The sequence below is a fragment of the Caldivirga sp. MU80 genome, assembly GCF_001663375.1.
In the GTDB taxonomy this organism is placed as follows: Archaea; Thermoproteota; Thermoprotei; order Thermoproteales; family Thermocladiaceae; genus Caldivirga.
This window is the reverse complement of record NZ_LCTF01000004.1, coordinates 75,558-92,349: the sequence shown is the minus strand read 5'-3', so window position 1 is coordinate 92,349 and position 16,792 is coordinate 75,558. Positions and strand designations below refer to the sequence as shown.

19 protein-coding genes are annotated in these 16,792 nt (G+C 48.9%); 8 read left to right on the top strand and 11 right to left on the bottom strand.

Translation table 11 applies throughout. The features are described from left to right. The 3 genes from AAX04_RS02105 to AAX04_RS02095 form a co-directional block, all read right to left on the bottom strand. A partial coding sequence (locus tag AAX04_RS02105) for an RNA-guided endonuclease TnpB family protein (protein WP_084761144.1) occupies positions 1–1,325 on the bottom strand: 1,325 nt, incomplete at its 3' end. Between the two features lie 203 nt (positions 1,326–1,528). Then, positions 1,529–2,176 carry an orotidine 5'-phosphate decarboxylase / HUMPS family protein gene (locus tag AAX04_RS02100; RefSeq protein WP_066793279.1) on the bottom strand — a complete coding sequence of 216 codons (648 nt, stop codon included), beginning with the start codon at positions 2,174–2,176 and terminating at the stop codon, positions 1,529–1,531. Then, a complete protein-coding gene (locus tag AAX04_RS02095) occupies positions 2,173–2,622 on the bottom strand; it encodes a hypothetical protein (RefSeq protein WP_066793278.1) in 450 nt (149 codons plus the stop codon). Before AAX04_RS02095 ends, AAX04_RS02100 begins: the two co-directional genes overlap by 4 nt. A 117-nt stretch (positions 2,623–2,739) precedes the next feature. On the opposite strand from AAX04_RS02095, the gene AAX04_RS02090 reads away from it, so the two are divergent. Further along, positions 2,740–4,497, top strand: a complete 1,758-nt coding sequence (locus tag AAX04_RS02090; protein WP_066793275.1) for a succinate dehydrogenase/fumarate reductase flavoprotein subunit — start codon at positions 2,740–2,742, stop codon at positions 4,495–4,497. A 2-nt stretch (positions 4,498–4,499) separates the two neighbouring features. On the opposite strand, the gene AAX04_RS02085 is transcribed toward AAX04_RS02090, so the two are convergent. The 5 genes from AAX04_RS02085 to AAX04_RS02065 form a co-directional block, all read right to left on the bottom strand. Next, positions 4,500–5,447, bottom strand: a complete 948-nt coding sequence (locus AAX04_RS02085; RefSeq protein WP_066793273.1) for a mechanosensitive ion channel family protein — start codon at positions 5,445–5,447, stop codon at positions 4,500–4,502. Between the two features lie 99 nt (positions 5,448–5,546). After that, positions 5,547–6,251: a HesA/MoeB/ThiF family protein gene (locus AAX04_RS02080; protein WP_066793271.1), complete on the bottom strand. Its 705-nt coding sequence runs from the start codon at positions 6,249–6,251 to the stop codon at positions 5,547–5,549. A gap of 43 nt (positions 6,252–6,294) precedes the next feature. Then, positions 6,295–6,582, bottom strand: a complete 288-nt coding sequence (locus AAX04_RS02075; protein WP_156519649.1) for a hypothetical protein — start codon at positions 6,580–6,582, stop codon at positions 6,295–6,297. Next, positions 6,527–6,946, bottom strand: a complete 420-nt coding sequence (locus AAX04_RS02070; protein ID WP_066793266.1) for an aconitase X swivel domain-containing protein — start codon at positions 6,944–6,946, stop codon at positions 6,527–6,529. The genes AAX04_RS02075 and AAX04_RS02070 overlap by 56 nt, the downstream gene beginning before the upstream one ends. 36 nt (positions 6,947–6,982) lie before the next feature. Further along, complete coding sequence (locus AAX04_RS02065) at positions 6,983–9,856, bottom strand: intein-containing RctB family protein (RefSeq protein WP_066793264.1); 2,874 nt, start codon at positions 9,854–9,856, stop codon at positions 6,983–6,985. Between the two features lie 305 nt (positions 9,857–10,161). Here AAX04_RS02065 and AAX04_RS02060 point away from each other — a divergent pair, with 305 nt between their 5' ends. The 4 genes from AAX04_RS02060 to porB are packed head-to-tail and all read left to right on the top strand — an operon-like array spanning position 10,162 to position 13,233. After that, positions 10,162–10,725, top strand: coding sequence for a 2-oxoacid:acceptor oxidoreductase family protein (locus tag AAX04_RS02060; RefSeq protein ID WP_066793262.1), 564 nt, complete (start codon positions 10,162–10,164; stop codon positions 10,723–10,725). Next, the gene (locus AAX04_RS02055) at positions 10,722–11,045 is read left to right on the top strand and encodes a 4Fe-4S binding protein (protein WP_066793260.1); all 324 of its coding nucleotides are present in this window, start codon (positions 10,722–10,724) and stop codon (positions 11,043–11,045) included. The genes AAX04_RS02060 and AAX04_RS02055 overlap by 4 nt, the downstream gene beginning before the upstream one ends. After that, positions 11,042–12,265, top strand: a complete 1,224-nt coding sequence (locus AAX04_RS02050; RefSeq protein ID WP_156519648.1) for a ferredoxin oxidoreductase — start codon at positions 11,042–11,044, stop codon at positions 12,263–12,265. Before AAX04_RS02055 ends, AAX04_RS02050 begins: the two co-directional genes overlap by 4 nt. Before the next feature lie 20 nt (positions 12,266–12,285). Next, positions 12,286–13,233, top strand: a complete 948-nt coding sequence (porB, locus tag AAX04_RS02045) for a pyruvate synthase subunit PorB (RefSeq protein ID WP_066793306.1) — start codon at positions 12,286–12,288, stop codon at positions 13,231–13,233. 26 nt (positions 13,234–13,259) lie between these two features. Here the strand turns inward: porB and AAX04_RS02040 are convergent, their stop codons facing one another. Beyond that, entirely contained in the window at positions 13,260–13,556 is a 297-nt protein-coding gene (locus AAX04_RS02040; protein ID WP_066793304.1) for a hypothetical protein, read from the bottom strand. A gap of 71 nt (positions 13,557–13,627) precedes the next feature. Beyond that, complete coding sequence (locus AAX04_RS02035; protein ID WP_066793259.1) at positions 13,628–14,638, bottom strand: pelota family protein; 1,011 nt, start codon at positions 14,636–14,638, stop codon at positions 13,628–13,630. A 55-nt stretch (positions 14,639–14,693) separates the two neighbouring features. Here AAX04_RS02035 and AAX04_RS02030 point away from each other — a divergent pair, with 55 nt between their 5' ends. From AAX04_RS02030 to AAX04_RS02020, 3 genes are all read left to right on the top strand, one after another. Further along, the gene (locus tag AAX04_RS02030) at positions 14,694–15,488 is read left to right on the top strand and encodes a shikimate kinase (protein ID WP_066793257.1); all 795 of its coding nucleotides are present in this window, start codon (positions 14,694–14,696) and stop codon (positions 15,486–15,488) included. A 109-nt stretch (positions 15,489–15,597) separates the two neighbouring features. After that, positions 15,598–16,134, top strand: coding sequence for an archaeal heat shock protein Hsp20 (gene hsp20, locus AAX04_RS02025; protein WP_066793255.1), 537 nt, complete (start codon positions 15,598–15,600; stop codon positions 16,132–16,134). Positions 16,135–16,136: 2 nt separating this feature from the next. Further along, entirely contained in the window at positions 16,137–16,424 is a 288-nt protein-coding gene (locus AAX04_RS02020; protein WP_066793253.1) for a DNA-directed RNA polymerase subunit H, read from the top strand. A 38-nt stretch (positions 16,425–16,462) separates the two neighbouring features. On the opposite strand, the gene AAX04_RS02015 is transcribed toward AAX04_RS02020, so the two are convergent. After that, entirely contained in the window at positions 16,463–16,702 is a 240-nt protein-coding gene (locus AAX04_RS02015) for a hypothetical protein (protein ID WP_066793251.1), read from the bottom strand. Positions 16,703–16,792 lie beyond the last annotated feature (90 nt).

Here is a 16,792-nt window from a genome sequence, read left to right as displayed (position 1 = left end):
GGCTTTTTGATGACTAGGGGTATCTTTCCAATGGCTCTTCTCATTATGTTTAATGCCCCGTTTAGGTCGCTGTGTAGCTTATGCCCCATTGGGCAGTGGGCAACACCTCTTGGTTTTCTCTTCACCTCAACGTTGTGATAAGCGCAGTATTTTGAGGTGTTGTACTCAACAACCTCATACACCTTAATGCCGTACTCCTGGGCCTTCAACTCAATGGCCTCCATTAACTTGCGGTAACTCCACATGTTCACTGTGAACTTGTTGCCCCTTTCCTGGGCAATATTGAAGGGGTAGCCGAGGTAGATTGTTGAAACGCCGAGTTCGTGAAGTTGCTTCAATAAGTGGGAAGCAAAATTCCTATAAAGATGGAGAAGTCTCCTCGCCAACTTCCCATGAAGCCTCCTCATTTCGTGGTTCAACTCCTCAACTGCGTCACTCAGTAGCTTGTCCTTGAGTGTGTCCCTAAGGGATTGGATATCAGCAATCTTCCTTTGGAAATAGAAATAGTCCTCCTTAGCCCTAACGCCCTTGTAGAGTAGCCAAGTGCCGTCATCAACCACAACGCTTGCTAAATTATTGATGCCTAAGTCAATGGATGCGGCCTTATTACCTTTAGGCGATTCAACTTGAATCACCCTCCTCTCACCACGGACAATAAATTTGCTCCTCCTACCCGTTTTAGCCTCCTCAACACCAACCTCCACTGGTATTGAGGCATACCATGCATTCCTAGCATCATCGTAATGCATCTCAAGCCTACCCTGCCTACCAAACCACCTAAGCCCACCAGTGAACTTCACTTCAAGGTTAAAGTCCTTGAGGATAATAACACGCCTTTGTTCATCCACCTCATATCTATCCTGCCTTATCACGAGTATTAACCTCCTCCTACCAGTTGCCTCATCCTTCCAATAGCCAGGCGAAGAAACGTGATTCATGTAAGGTGGAAGTTTGTTCCCCTTCTTCAGCTTGAGGAGTGAGAAGAAGGAGTTCCAAGCCTCATTATTCTTCTGAAGCACTGCCTGAGCATTAACACCAAGCAAACCCTTATACTTCCCATAATACTTACCCCACGTACCCCTGAAGTCCACACGCTGGTGATTAAAGAATTGTTGCCTCCTCTCATAGTTCAATTCATTGAACAGTCTAGCAGAGATATTCGCCAGCCTCCTCAGCCTCCTCTCTTGATGCCCATTCGGCAGGAGTCGTATAACATTCGTCCTTTTATTCCTGAATTCAACCTCGTAGACACCCTCCCCCGGCATCCCGGCTGAAGTCGGCGCCGACCCCCACGACTCCCTAACTAATTCACCGAGGGAGGGCACCAAAAAGAGAAATAGCCTTGAGCTTAAAAACCCTTACCCCAACCCTAAAGGGCGAGGTTTGTCGTTGGTTTCTATCAAGGTGAAGTAGTTAAGCCTTACCTCTTATAGTGGGTTGCTTTGCTACGTGGGGTTAACTAAAGTGTGAATTCGCTGAAACTTAATATTAATACCTTAGTTGAAAACATTGAAGGTGGCTCCTTTCCTCACAGTCCTAGGTTCCTTCTGATTTCCCTAGCCACCTCCTCAGGCTTTTCAGCGGCGGTTATGGCTCTTCCCACAACCACTACGTCAACTCCCCTACCCCTCAGTTTGGCTGAGGACTTAACGTCAATGCCGCCCGCCAACGTGACCCCAACACCATACCTACTCCTTATTGACTCGGCCTCGTCAATGAGCACCTCAGCCGTAACCCTTCTGGCGTCTTGCACATCAATACCCACGTGGAGTCCCACGTAATCCACCTTAACCGTGCTGAGTACTTCCTTAACCCTGTCCTCAACGTTAACAACACCTATGAAGTCAACCACTGTGCTTAAACCAAGCCTCCTAGCCTCCTCACTAAACTCCCTAATAGTGTCCAGTGGTGCGGCAGCCAGCACGCTTACCATGTTTGCCCCATGCTCGGCGGCCAGCTTAACCTCGATCCTGCCTGCGTCCATGGTCTTCAGGTCGGCGAATATTGGGGCTGTGGGGCAGCATACCCTCATCCTGGATACTGAGTACATGCCGTAGGCCTTAATTAACGGTGTACCAACCTCAATTATATCCACAAGCCCATTGCCAAATAGTCTCCTGGCCAGTTCAACGGCCGAGTCTAGGTTAGTTAGATCCAACGCTACCTGGAGTTTCATCTACTCACACCTATAAGTACTTTAACCGGTACGCCAGCCCTCATCTGAACCAGCACTGGTACGTCTAGCTTAGCTGTCGTAACCAGTACCCTGATTAACTCCCTAACCTTCCTCAGTACCGTTAACTTATCCTTCATCGCATCCAAGGATTCCTTTAACGTATCGTACTCGTCAATTGGATTAGGGTCTATCACTATCTTCAGGCCTGTTATCTCTATCGCCGGCGTTAGCAGTATGTTCTCCCTACCCACTAGCTTCTTGATAACACCCAGTAGTGATTGGAAGCCAGCAAGCCTTGGCTCTAATTGGGCTATGTTCTTCTCAATCAAGTTGACATTATCCTCAAGGGTCTTCACTTGGTTATCTAGGTAGTTCATGAATTCGCTGAGTGACGTGAAGTACATCACCTCTAACTCGCCTTCACCCACAGCACCCGGTGACTCCATATTACGCCTTCCCGCGTTTAGGTTATTAAGCTTTAATGTTTAATCTGAGGATGAGCCTCAGGTTTGGAAATTTGTGAAATAATAAGATTTATTAAGAATCACCCAGGTTACTGGTTTATGGTTGAGGTACTTAAGTACGATGTAGTTATACTTGGCTCTGGGTTAGCGGGCCTGAGGGCCGCGTTTGAGGCTGGAAGGGTCAGTGGCGGTAAGATTAGGATTGCCGTTATCTCCAAGGTTCAAGCCATGAGGAGCCACTCAGTATCCGCAGAGGGTGGTGCCAGCGCTGTGCTTTACCCTAAGGAGAATGGCGATAGCCTTGACCTACACGCCTACGATACGGTTAAGGGGAGTGACTTCCTGGCTGATCAGGATGCAGTGGAGGTGTTGGTTAGGGAGGCCCCTAAGGAGATAATATTCATGGATCACCTGGGTGTACCATGGTCGAGGGATGCGCAGGGTAGGATCCTCCAGAGGCCCTTCGGTGGGATGACTATACCCAGGACTACCTTCGCCCAGGATAAGAGTGGTTTCTTTCTAATGAGCACGCTGTACGACAATGTGCTTAGGTTTGGCAACATCGACATGTACCACGAACACTTCGCAACATCCATGATAATGCAGAATGGGGTCTTCAAGGGCTTCACCGTTATTGACCTTAAGACTGGGGAGTTTAAGGTGTTTCTAGCTAAGGCCGGTATAATAGCCACGGGTGGTAACGGTAGGGTTTACGGGTTCACAACCATGGCCCACTCCTCAACGGGCGACGGTTACTCCATAGCCTACAGGGCGGGCATACCACTCAAGGACTTTGAATTCCCTCAATTCCACCCAACGGCATTGGTCCCAAATGGCATACTGATAACCGAGGGGGCTAGGGGGGAGGGTGGTTACTTGGTTAATAAGGAGGGGGAGAGGTTCATGAAGAGGTATGCGCCGAGCAGGATGGAGCTGGCCCCAAGGGACATTGTAAGTAGATCCATAGTAACCGAGTGCATGGAGGGTAGGGGATTCATTGATGAGGAGTCAGGTTTATGCTATGTGCTGCTTGACCTTAGGCATCTCGGCGAGGAGAGGATTGAGACCAGGTTACCGATGATTAGGGATATAGTCATGAAGACCTTGGGCATTGACCCAGTGGATGAGCCAATCCCCGTTAGGCCAGCCATGCACTACATGATGGGTGGGGTGCACGTTGACATTAATGGACAGGTGATGCTTGATGAGACCACTACCAGGGTGCCTAACCTATGGGCAGCGGGTGAGGCGGCCAACGTCAGTGTTCACGGGGCCAATAGACTCGGCAGTAACTCGCTCACAGAATGCCTTGTTTGGGGTAGGATAACGGGTTCACTGGCGGCTCAGTACGCCATGAACGCCCCTGAGCCTGAGTATGATGGTTCAATTAAGGATGCTGTGTCCAGGGAGGAGAGTAGGGTGTTTGATAGGTTGATTCATAAGGAGGTTGGTGGTGAGAATCCGTATGAAATCAAGAACGATATGAACAGGACCATGGACAATAACGTGTATGTATTTAGGGATAAGAGTATGCTTGAGGAGGCTTACACAACCATTAAGAGGCTTAGAGAGAGGTTCGCTAACGTCAGGCTTGAGGATGATGGCAGGGTGTACAACCAGAACCTTAAGGATATACTTGAACTCGACTTCCTGCTCGAACAGGCAGAGTTAATAACAATAGCTGCATTGAACAGGACTGAGTCAAGGGGGGCCCACTATAGGCTGGACTACCCGAAGAGGGATGATGACAATTGGCTTAAGCACACCCTACTCTTCTACACGGCCGGTGATAAACCAAGGATAAGCTATGCACCGGTAAGGATAACACGCTGGAAGCCTGAGGAGAGGAAGTATTAAACTCACCCGTTACTCATCTTAGTTAACCTACTCCTAACCTCAATAGCCCTCTTAAGCACTATACTCTTCAACTCCTCCGGGCTTAGGTTAAGGTCACCGTAGGCCACTATGGCCACTTGGTATGTTTCAAGCTGCTGCCAAGTCTCCTCGGCAAACACCTTAACATCTTTAATGCCGTCGCTAATCAACAGTTCCCTTAGTGTATTCTCAAAGTCATCTATCGGCACCTTGGTTGGTAGATCAAGCCTAACCCTGACCATACGCCTCACGGTGTTCGTCCTACTAATGACCATTGAGTCCTTTAGGACTGCGTTAGGCACCTTAGCCACCTCACCGGTGTCCAAGAGGATTGTGGTGTACATTAACCCTACGTCTACCACTGTGCCTGTGAAGCCGTTTGGAGTGCCCTCGGTTGGATACATTGCCCTAAGCAACCCGTAACGCCAAGTCAGGAAGGTTATCCTCTCTCCCGGTTTAAAGGGCTTGGATATGAGTAGGGCAAGGCCGGATATCACGTCATTGAGGGTTTGCTGGAAGGCAAGGCCAAGTATTAGCCCTATCACAGTGCCGCTGAGGGCAGCCGCTGCAGGGCTATATTGAACAACACTAGCCACGATGAAGATCAACACCGCTAGCGCTATTAGGAATTGAAATATGAATTTTAATGCTGTGGCTGTATGTGGATCGTATGGGTAAAGCGCCTTATTAATATCTCTACTCGTCACGTATATCAGCAGGGAGCCTATTACTAAGGCTAGGGCTAACCTAACCAGGTACTCGTAGTTGCCTAAGTAATGCGGGAGGATGTTGTAAACGTGGACTGTTAAGTAATACACTATGTAGACCACAATGCCAGCTATTATTATCGGCACCCACGACCTAACTATGCTACTGATTACCGTTGATAATGGCACCACTTGCTTAGTCTGACCATTACTAGCCTCCCTCATACTCGTTTTCAATGGGTAACCGCTTTATTTACCTTCCGATAATTAATTAATGTTGAGGTGGCCAGTGATGGTAACTAGGGTTGACTCACATTGGCCCTGTTAAAGCTTTACCACATCCATGATGCCTCTACTTGAATCTATTATGAGTATCTTACCGGCTAATGCAGGTTCTAACCCAGCAAGAATCCTGATCACCTCCAATGCCTGCCACGATGCGACTATGCCAGCCACTGGGCCAATTACGGCGTTGCACAAGCCCTCAACGCATGATACCGGGTTCATACCCCTTATGTTTAAGATTTCGGATAACCGGGGGGTCTTATTGGGTATCACCGTTGTGACTAGGCCGAACCAGCCGTCAACGCCGCCGTTGACTATGGCTTTGCCATGCCTTGAGGCTAACTCATCAACGACGTACCTAGTCTTCATGTTATCAACAGCTAGTGCTATTACGTCCACCGAGGACACTATCTCATCAAACTCGCCGTTTAAGTCCGCAACCAACCTATACCCCTCAACCTCAACCTCAGGGTTAATCTCCCTAAGCCTCTTCTCGGCAACCTCAACCTTAGGCCTACCCACATCGTTAGTTGTATAGAGTAGTTGCCTATGCAAGTCGCTTATGCTTACTGTGTCAAAGTCAACCAGTACTAGCTTACCCACACCCGCACCAGCCAGGTACATTGATATTATTGAACCCAATCCCCCCAGCCCAACCACGAGGACACTACTGCCCCTTAGCCTCCTCTGTCCCTCAACACCTATCAACGGTAACTGCCTAATGTACCTATCAGCGTTAAGCATGCTTGAATTGCCTCAGTCTTGAAATTAAACTTACCGTTTGTACCTAGGACCCTTCCCTAATCAACAGCGCCCTAGCCTCCTCAGCCAGCTTAATGGGATTACCCGGCTGAACCCTGCCCGTGAGGGCTACGTAATCACCCTCAACCTTAACAAGGGATCCCTCCTTAAGCCTGTTAAGTATATATGATGCGTAATCTTCACCTCCCCACTCCAGTATTGCCCTATACGTCTTGAGGTACCTTAACTTAGCCCTACCACCCCTGTAGGCTAACTCCCTAAGCAGTAGCATGGCTAGTCTCGCACTGGTCTGGGATGAGTACCGTTGACTCATTGAACCTCACCTCAACTGGGCATCCCCCATAGTTAAGTATTTCCCCCGGTAAATTAACCATCAGCGGTATATTAGCCATCACCGCACCTATTAGCATTAAGGTGTCTGGCTTCGTGGATAGTATTGCCAGGGGTGCCTTACCATACTTGGATAACTGATACATGACGTAGGGTCCTACCGTGGAGCCCGTGGAGTACGGTATTGCCAGCACCTTACCGGCTATGTTAACTTCACTATTGCCAACCTTAACCACACCCTTAACTCCATCCACGTCACCCAGGAATGATATTGGTGTTTTAATGGCCACCAACTCCCCCGACACGGTGCCCGTACCGTTGACTGTGAGCCCCCTTAGGATGCGCATTACGGATGGTTAACATTTTACGTTAATAAGGATTCCCTAACCCTTAACCACACCTATGGGTCTCATCCTAACTACCTTCTTGGCTAAACCCAATGCATCAGATACCTCAGCCACTATGTCCACGTTCTTGTAAGCCTCCGGGGCCTCCTCACTTATAATCTCAGACTCGGCGCTCCTAATTATGATGCCCCTTGACTCCAATGCAGCCTTAACCTTACTGGGCGGTAGGCTCCTCACGGCAGCAGACCTACTCATTTGCCTACCCGCCCCATGGGGGGCTGTGCCGAAGGCCACCTGCATTGCCTTCTCGTAGCCTACCAGTATGTAGGAGCCTGTGCCCATACTGCCCGGTATGAGGACAGGTTGACCTATGCCCCTATACACCCTCGGTATCTCCTCCCTACCAGCTGGGAAGGCCCTAGTGGCACCCTTCCTATGTACCCAAACCTTGGCCCTATGCCCCTCATCATCTATCACGTGCTCCTCAAACTTAGCTATATTGTGGGCCACATCGTAAACAACCCTCATGCCTAGCTTATCAGGGTCCCTACCGAAAACCCTCCTGAAGGATTCCCTAACCCAGTGCATGAGTAGGTGCCTATTGGTCCATGCGTAATTGGCTGCAGCAGCCATGGCGTGGAGGTAGTCCTGTGCCTCCCTAGCCGTTAAAGGTAGTGCAGCCAACTCTCTGTCGGGAAGGTAAAGCCCCCACTGCCTCATTTTACTCTCAGCAATCCTAATGTAGTCCGTGGCCACCTGGTGACCGAGTCCCCTTGAACCTGAGTGTATCATAACCATGACCTGCCCCTCCCTCTCAATACCGAAGGCCTTAGCCACCTCAGGGTTGAATATCTTGTCAACTACCTGAATCTCAATGAAGTGATTGCCTGAACCTATCGTCCCGATCTCATCCTTGCCTCTCTCCTTAGCCCTCTGGCTAACCTTACTTGAATCAGCGAAGTCCCAGCTACCATTCTGCTCAAGGTACTCCTTATCATCAGCCCAACCGTAGCCATTCCTAATAGCCCAATCAACCCCCTCATCAAGAACCCTGTTTAGCTCTGAAATGGGCAGGTGAAGCTTACCGGTCTCCCCGACACCAGCCGGGGCCAGTTCAAATATCGTATTCACAAGCTCCCTAAGCCTAGGCCTAACCTCATCCTCAGTTAGGTCAGTCCTAAGCACCCTAACACCGCAGTTAGAGACCACAAATCCATCGGCAATAAAATCATGTGGATCACCATCAAGTGTGACATCATAAACAAATCCGTTAAATGGCTCAACCTTGACATCCTCAACCTCGTCCCATACGATATCACCGTAAACGTGCTCCTTCAACCAATCCTCAAACTTCGGGAAGTTCTTAGGAACCCTGGGCTTAGTCTTCCTACCCTCGTAAATACTACGTTCAACGAATCTCTCATTAGCAAATTCCGAAGTAAGCGTAAGGATGATGGAGGTTTTCGTAGCACCGGCCTCGGCAAGAACCTTAGCTGCCCTCTCGACACTAGCCCTTTCCTCAATGATTCTCTCCTTAAGCTTAAGCCACGCAATGGCAGCCAAAGCTAACCTCCTCCTTAATGGGTTATATTCATAATTGATCCTGCCCCAAAGCCTAACCAAGTTCTCGGGCTCATTGGGTATGTAGAGTCTTAACCAAACCCTACCGTTACCAGTCTCAATCCTATGTATACCAAGCACCCTAACGCCGAATTCGCCAAGGAGCTTGGCTATGTCCTCCAGGAACTCAACGCCATTATCCTCTAATTCCCTTATTTTAGATACCGTAACGTAGGGCTGTTCGAAATTATAACCATTAATGGTCATTGGCTTGTTCATCTCGGCGCCGAAGTACGCCGCTAGGAACAATCTCTTTATCCACAAAGGCATATTCCTTAACCACCCAGGTACTCTGAATCGGGCATGCGTTTTCTTACCTGCAAGTGCTCCAAGGGCTATTAATAATTCCTTAAAGCTTCTGGAATTAACGTGCACTACGCATTCATGGTTTATGGTCTCCTTGTCATTAATTTTCAATTCACTCTCCCTACAGTACACGTTAGATGGTGTGAATCCAAGTGCAATTATATCCTGCCTCAACTCCTCAAGTCCCTCCCTAGAGCCATAGAATGCCGTTATCTTACTCCTCTCGCCATTAAACGCTCCATCACCAATGAAGTATCCAAGCAACTTTACTAAGTATGGGAGTTTGGGATTCCTGGCGTTAAGCGGTAATAATCCCCTCCTCTTAAGCTCCCTTCTAACGCTTGGTCTAAACTCATCACCACTGAGTATCGTTACGTTGGGCGGCTCCTCATAAGGCACACCTTCGAATGGAAATACGGCAACCCTCTGTCCAACCCTAATTTCGCCGGCGTTAACCATACCATTAGGTGTCAATATTGGGTGGTCAGCACTTGCCCTAATTTCGAAACCCGCCCTAGTCTTAATTCTAATTAATGACCTCTCCCACCTCCACAGGAATAACTTGATCTTCGTCCACGTAATACCCCCATTGTCTCTATCGATAGATACCAACTCACCACCCTTAAACAACTTCTCTATAGGTACGGTATATCCAAACTTCGTTAACACCTTAGTGCCTGCGGGGAGGCAATTAATATCATACCCAATCCCCCCTGGGCTTATTGTGCCCTGGTTAGCGTCCACGGCGGCTACCCCACCCACTGGGAATCCGTATCCCTGGTGTGCGTCTGGTAGGGCTATGCTGTACCTGTATATGCCGGGTAGGCAGGCTACGTTGGCTGCCTGCTCCAGTGTTGAATCTGCTTTCATCTTCTCTATGAGGGTCTCATCAGCGAATATCCTAGCTGGGACCTTCATGCATGGCTTATACGTCTTTGGTATCTCCCAGACGTACTTATCCAGCTTCCTTAAGGGTGGAACCATACTACGTACTTAATATTCTTAAGTTCTTAAGGATTTAAAACTTTTCCACGGGTTCACTTAAGGTATTGTGTTTAGTTGAGTTGATCGTTGATTAGTGAAGGGTCATTATTTATAATGATGGTTAATATAGCAATAGTAAAACTATGTTATATGTACTTTTACATTATTTCCATCGTAATTAATCATATGAAATACATATTTATTGTAAATTGAAATGCGGTTATGTAATGAGGAGACGGCATATTGAAAATAATGATTCTTTTAACTTAGGAAAGATTAATAAGGCATACCCGGTGGGCAATTCCATGGAGAAGCTTAACCGCGTGGATGTAACGTTCTACGGTAGGGGAGGCCAAGGCGCCGTCACCGCTGCGCAGGTGCTGGCTGAGGCCGCGATACACAGTGGCTTGTTTGCGTCAGCATTTCCTGAGTATGGGGCTGAGCGTAGGGGTGCCCCGGTTAGGGCCTACGTAAGGATAGCCAACCAGTACCTCGGCATTAGGGAACCAATAGAGAAACCAGACATATCTGTGGTCTTTGACACTAGGCTGGTTGAAATATTTAACATAATTAACATAACTAATCCAAATGGTGTAATAGTCATAAATTCCGGTGAAGACTACGCAAGGCAGTTGATGAGCAGGTTTAAGGGTAAGGTTGTGTATGTGGATGCCTACGGTATATCAATGAAGTACCTGGGTAGGGCAATAGTTAACACACCCATGCTGGGGGCGCTATTAAGGGTTATCAACATGGTTAATATTGAGGTTGTGAAGGATCTCATTAAAAGCACCTTCAGGGGGAGGGTTGGGCAGTTAAACGCTGATGCAATAGATGAGGCCTATAAGGCAGCTAGGGTGATTCCATGAGCGAGCTTAAGTCTTGGACCCAGATACCCATAGGCGGTTACATAACGGAGCCGCAGAATTCGGTTAAGAACAAGACCGGTTCATGGAGGACTCAAAGGCCTGTCATAGACCAGGATGCGTGCACCAGGTGCCGCATATGCTGGCTTTACTGCCCTGAACCAGCCATACTTGAACTCAACAAGCCCTACGTAACTAAGAGTGGTAGGAAGTACAACCTAACCTTCGAAATTAACTACGACTACTGCAAGGGCTGTGGGATATGTGCAAACGAATGCCCAGTTAAGGCTATAAAGATGGTTCCTGAGGTGGTTCAACAATGACGCAGGTGATTGAGAAGGAGAGGGAGAGGAGTGTTGTGGTTGGGAAGGTTGGCTTAACTACTAACTACGCCATAGCCCATGCCGTGAAGGACGTTGACGTTGACGTTGTTGCAGCGTACCCAATAACACCACAAACTACCATAATAGAGAAGCTGGCTGAGTACGTAGCCAATGGTGAGCTTGACGCCGAGTTCATACCTGTTGAGTCGGAGCACAGCGCATTATCGGCCGCGGTAGGTGCCTCGGCGGCCGGGGCCAGGGTCTTCACTGCAACGTCGGCGCAGGGCCTTGAGCTAATGCACGAGATTCTCCATATCGCCTCAGGCCTGAGGCTACCTATAGTGATGGCGGTGCCGGGTAGGGCATTGTCAGCGCCAATAAGCATACATGGTGATTACCAGGACTTGATGAATGTCAGGGACACGGGTTGGGTAATTTACATAGCCTCCACGGCGCAGGAGGCCTACGATACGGTTATTGAGGCATTTAGGGTGGCTGAGGACCCAAGGGTACTTCTGCCCGTTATAGTCTCCTATGATGGGTTCTTAATGAGCCATACAACGGAGCCTGTTGAAGTTTACGATACTAAGGCTGTCCGTGAATTCACGCCTAGGAGGCATAACACTAGGCCGCTTCTCAACCCTGAGAGGCCGGTAACCATGGGTGCCCTAGCAACCCCCGACTGGTACTACGAGATTAAGTACCAGGCCATTAATGCCCTTAGAGCCTCCAGGGGTGTTATTGATGAGGTTGATTCTGAGTTTAACAGGAGGTTTGGTAGGGCTTACGGCGCAGTTGAGGGCTTCATGCTTGACGATGCTGACTACATCCTCGTCACCTACGGTGGCGCGGCCACTTGGAATGCTCTTGAGGCTGCTAAGGAGGCTAGGGGTAGGGGCCTTAGGGCTGGTGTGCTTAGGATCAGGCTGTTTAGGCCATTCCCATCCAACGACTTAGTTAAGAGACTGGCCGACGCTAAGGCAGTGGCGGTGGTGGATAGGGCAATTGCCCCTGGCTCACCGGTGGAGGGGCCTGTCTTTAAGGACGTTTACATTGCGCTTAGGGAGGCTGGTGTGGACAAGCCCATAGTCTCGGTTATACACGGCATATCACAGCGCACCATGTATATAAGGGACTTCTATGAGTTATACTACAAGCTTAGGGACATAGCCAGCACGGGGAATGTGCCCCGTGAATCATTGTACATGGGGTTGAGGTGATGGGTATGGCCAGTGGGCAGATTAAGATTGGTATAAGGACCATTTGGGATATACCCAAGGAGGAGTATTTCGGGCCAGGTCAGTTAACGTGCGCTGGCTGTGGCCCATCACTGGCCGTTAGGCACATCCTCAAGGCCGCTGGGCCTGACGTAATAGTGGTTAACGCCACTGGGTGCATTGAAGTAACCTCAACTCAATACCCCTACACTGCCTGGGGTGTGCCGTACATTCACGTGGCCTTTGAGAATGCTGCAGCGGTGGCGTCGGGTATTGAGGCTGCTATTAAGGCACTTAACAGGAAGGGCATAGCCAACGCCAAGGCTAAGGTCATAGCCCTGGCAGGTGATGGCGGCACCTACGACATTGGTATGCAGGCGTTGAGCGGTATGCTGGAGAGGGGGCATGGGGTCTTATACGTGCTGTACGACAATGAGGCGTACATGAACACCGGCATCCAACGTTCAGGGGGCACGCCACGCTTCGCTTGGACAACCACATCACCCGTGGGTAGTAGGATTAGGGGTAAGGTTCAGAGTAAGAAGGACATAATGAGCATAGTCATAGCCCACCACATACCCTACGCAGCCACGGCAAGCATAGCCTATCCAATAGATTTGATGAATAAGGTTAGGAAGGCCCTCGATGCATTAAACGAGGGGCCGGCCTTCCTGCACGTGTTTGCACCATGCCCACCTGGCTGGAGGATTGATGACAGTAAGACTGTTGAGATAGCTAGGTTAGCCGTGGAGACTGGGGTATTCCCGCTCTTCGAGTGGGATCACGGTAAGTTTAGGCTTAACCCACCGAGCAACATGCATGTGGACAAGTCTAAGAGGAAGCCGCTGATAAACTACCTGAAGCCACAGGGTAGGTTCGCTCACCTGAAGGAGGAGGAGATCAAGGCCATGGAGGCTGAGGTGGACGGCTACTGGGACTACTTAACAAGGCTCCTTAAGGCCTTCGGCTAGAATTTAAAACAACTTAACCCGAAAATTTAAGCCAACCACTCTATTTCATTAACCCAGAGTTCAAGTTCATCTAGGCTTAACCTCCTCCTCTCATTACCCCTCTCCACGAAGGCCTCCGTGAACTCAACCACGTCACCCCTCCTCACGCCAATGATCCTAACCACGGTTTCACCATAATCCCTCTCAAAATCCGAGGTTGATGATGCCGAGTCCTCGGTGGGTGGGTAAAACAACACCTCAACCCTATCACCCTCCTCAATAAGCCTATAGGCTGGGTGGCTTGAGGCAATCCTCCTAAGTTTGTCATAACTGACTGAGACCACTAGCAACCGCCCTATGTTAGGCCTAAGCTATTAGCTTATATAGCTTATCCAGTATCCACTTAACGAAGAGGTTAATTAATCCTATACCTAAGTAACGCTGCCAATCCACCTAAGCCATTAAGCACCTTACCCGCCTCACTGTCCTCAGGGACTATTATCAACCTAGCCCTAGTTCTCATGCACATGTCAACGATTTCCCTAGCCTCCTCAGCTTTCTCCATCAGGAGCCTACTTAGCATGACCACTGATTCAGCGGCCCCCATGCTTAAGGCCTCATGAACCTCATCACCCAGGGCCACTAGGCCATTGCCCCTACCCAACTCCTCCATTATCTTGTTAACGGTCTCGTAACCTAGTCTCAAGCCGAGTTTATCCAAGTACCCCCTCCTCTCAACCTCATAAACCCCAACTAAGCCACCTTCGGATACGGTAACCCTCTCAACGGGTATCCCCCTAACATCAGGATTTGGTATGCTGTTGATGAGCATACTCTGGGCCGCCAGGACTATTGCATCGGGTTTATGTAGTTCAGCCAATTGCCTAATGGACTTAAACACATCGTCAATGTACCTTTGGTTAAGTAGGGAACCCCCAGACTCCTTATCTTGAATATAGTTATTATTGATGGTGGCTATTATGTCGACCCCAAGTCTACTTGCCAATGCCACTGTGGTCTCTTCAATGGACATGGATACTATGAGTAACCTGACGCTGGAGCCTAATGCATCAATCAACTGCTCCACGTAGCCCCTACTCACACTCCTCATGACCTTAACCGTGGATCCAATCCCAACATCAAGGCTGTGGTAACTCCCCCCAGCACCCTCAAGCCAGTTTGGGTAATCCTCAATAACACCCCTAATCCTCAACACACCCCTGGGTTCGTGAAACTCAAGGCTCTTAACCCTAACCCCCAGGTAAACCCTCTCCCTACCAAGTCTCTCACCACCTCTCCCCCTAACATCCCTAACTGTCCATGAGTAAACCAGGTCGTTTGGCTTAATAACTAGGTAAAGTATGAACAAATCCTCAATCCTCTCCACGGTGAACTCTACGTAATTCTTACCCTCGCTGATCTTCATCAAGTCTGGCTTCAGTGGCAACCTTTTAAATGAACCCTTAGCCTAGTTACAAACCGTGGAGTACGTGACATATGGCGGAGTCTCAATAATCAATGCTATCCCAGCCCTGAGGGGTGGTGTAATGGCAATTGACCTACCTGTTAGGGTTGAGTTGACTAATGGCAGGTGTGTAATGGATGAGTTCACTTCATTCATACTCAACTATGCCTCCAGGAGACTCAACGTTAATGGTGAATACTGTGCTAGGGTCAATAGTAGTGTACCAGTGTCCAGCGGCCTTAAGAGTAATAGCGCCGTTGCGGCGGGTATAGTTTACGCACTAGCCATGCTTAGCGGTGTTGGGTTAAGTGAGGTTGATGCAGCTAGGATAGCGGCTGAGGCGACCAGGGCACATGGATCCTCTATAACAGGGGCCTTTGACGATGCCTCGGCTTCACTGTTAAGGGGTATAGTGCTTACTGATAACAGGCTTATGAAGGTGGTTAGGCACCTTAAGCCACCGGGCGACGTGACAGTGGTGGTGACAGGCTTTAAGGAGAGGAAGAGGCCAATCAACGTTAATGAGCTTAGGAGACTAGCTAGCATCTACATAGACCTATTCCACTGGGCCCTCAACGGGGAGATTTGGCATGCAGCCACGGTTAACGGTATTATGGTTGCTAGGGCCCTTGGCTATGATGGGCAATTGAAGGCGATAGGGGAGGCGTTAAGTAACGGCGCCCTAGCGGCTGGGGTCAGTGGTAATGGTCCATCAGTCTTTGCAGTGTTTAAGGATGGTGAGGAGGGGCCGTACGTTGAGTATGTTGATAGGCAGTGGGGGTACTTAATACTGGCAAGGCCAGTGGCCTGATTAATCTTAATAGTATTGCCCCTTAAGCAGATTATTTTACAGGTCTAGTGGATTGGCGAGGGGAATGAAGAACATAGGTTTTTAAAGCCCTAAGCCTAATAAAGTTGCTATGTCCTGGTTCGAGGACTTTGATGAGTGGTTTAAGAAGTGGAGGAAGTTTGTCGAGGAGTTTGAGAGGGAGGTGGAGAAGGAATTCGAGGAGGCTTTTAAGCCATTCAGCGAGGAGCAGTCAAGGGGCAGTAGGAGGGGTAAGAGCAATGTTTACTACTATGGCTTTGAAATAACAATGGGGCCTGACGGTAAGCCTAAGATTAGGGAATTTGGTAATGTTAAACCCTGGGGTAGGCCTCTTGTCAGTGAGGATACTGAGCCATTAACTGACGTTTACGATGAGGGCGACGTCATTAAGGTTATAATGGACATGCCTGGGGTGGATAAGGACGATATAAATATAAACATTGAACCAGATGGAAAGACCCTAATCGTTGAGGCTAAGGGGAGTGATAGAAGTTATAGGAAGGAGTTAACGCTACCAGCCGAGGTTGATCCAGGCAAGGCTAAGGCGATGTATAAGAACGGTGTATTAACCATTGAACTACCCAAGAGGAATAGGGGGAATAAGGGAACTAAGATCAAGGTTGAGTAACCATGCCCAGGGGGAGCACGGGTAAGGGTAGGCGTAAGACTAAGGCTGAGGAGGTTTTAGAAAGGGTAGTTAACCATGAGTTGATGCCTAAGGCAGTTGTGCTGTCTAAGGATGAGGCAAGGGAATTGTTAAAGAGGCTTAACGCAGCACCTTGGCAATTACCCTGGATTAGGAGCACAGATCCATTAGTTAGGAGTCTGGGGGCTAAGCCAGGTAACATAATTAAGATAATTAGGAAGTCCCAGACGGCGGATGAGATTGAGGTTTACAGGTTCGTCGTGCCCAGTTAACCTTATTTAAAGCAGCTGCAATCATTAAGTTTAAACTCTTACGCCTTCTGCTTCTTCGGCTTAACTTCACCAAGTACTTCACTATGCTCATTGACTGGGAACTCCTTGCCGCACTTAGGGCACGCCACCGACATGCCCATACTGTACCATGACTCAGCCAGCTCAAGGTCAAACGTGTGGCCGCAGTATGGGCACTTCACCTTAAGCTTTAGTATTCTTTCAGGTACACCACCTGAGTATTCCCAATCCTCAGGTAGTTGCCATCCCTCCTCCGACATGTGGCGAGCAGCCTTCACCTATTTTATAAACTTTTCACTCACGCTGCATCTTTCGGCATTTAACGGTAATATATTCGTCAATTATTATAA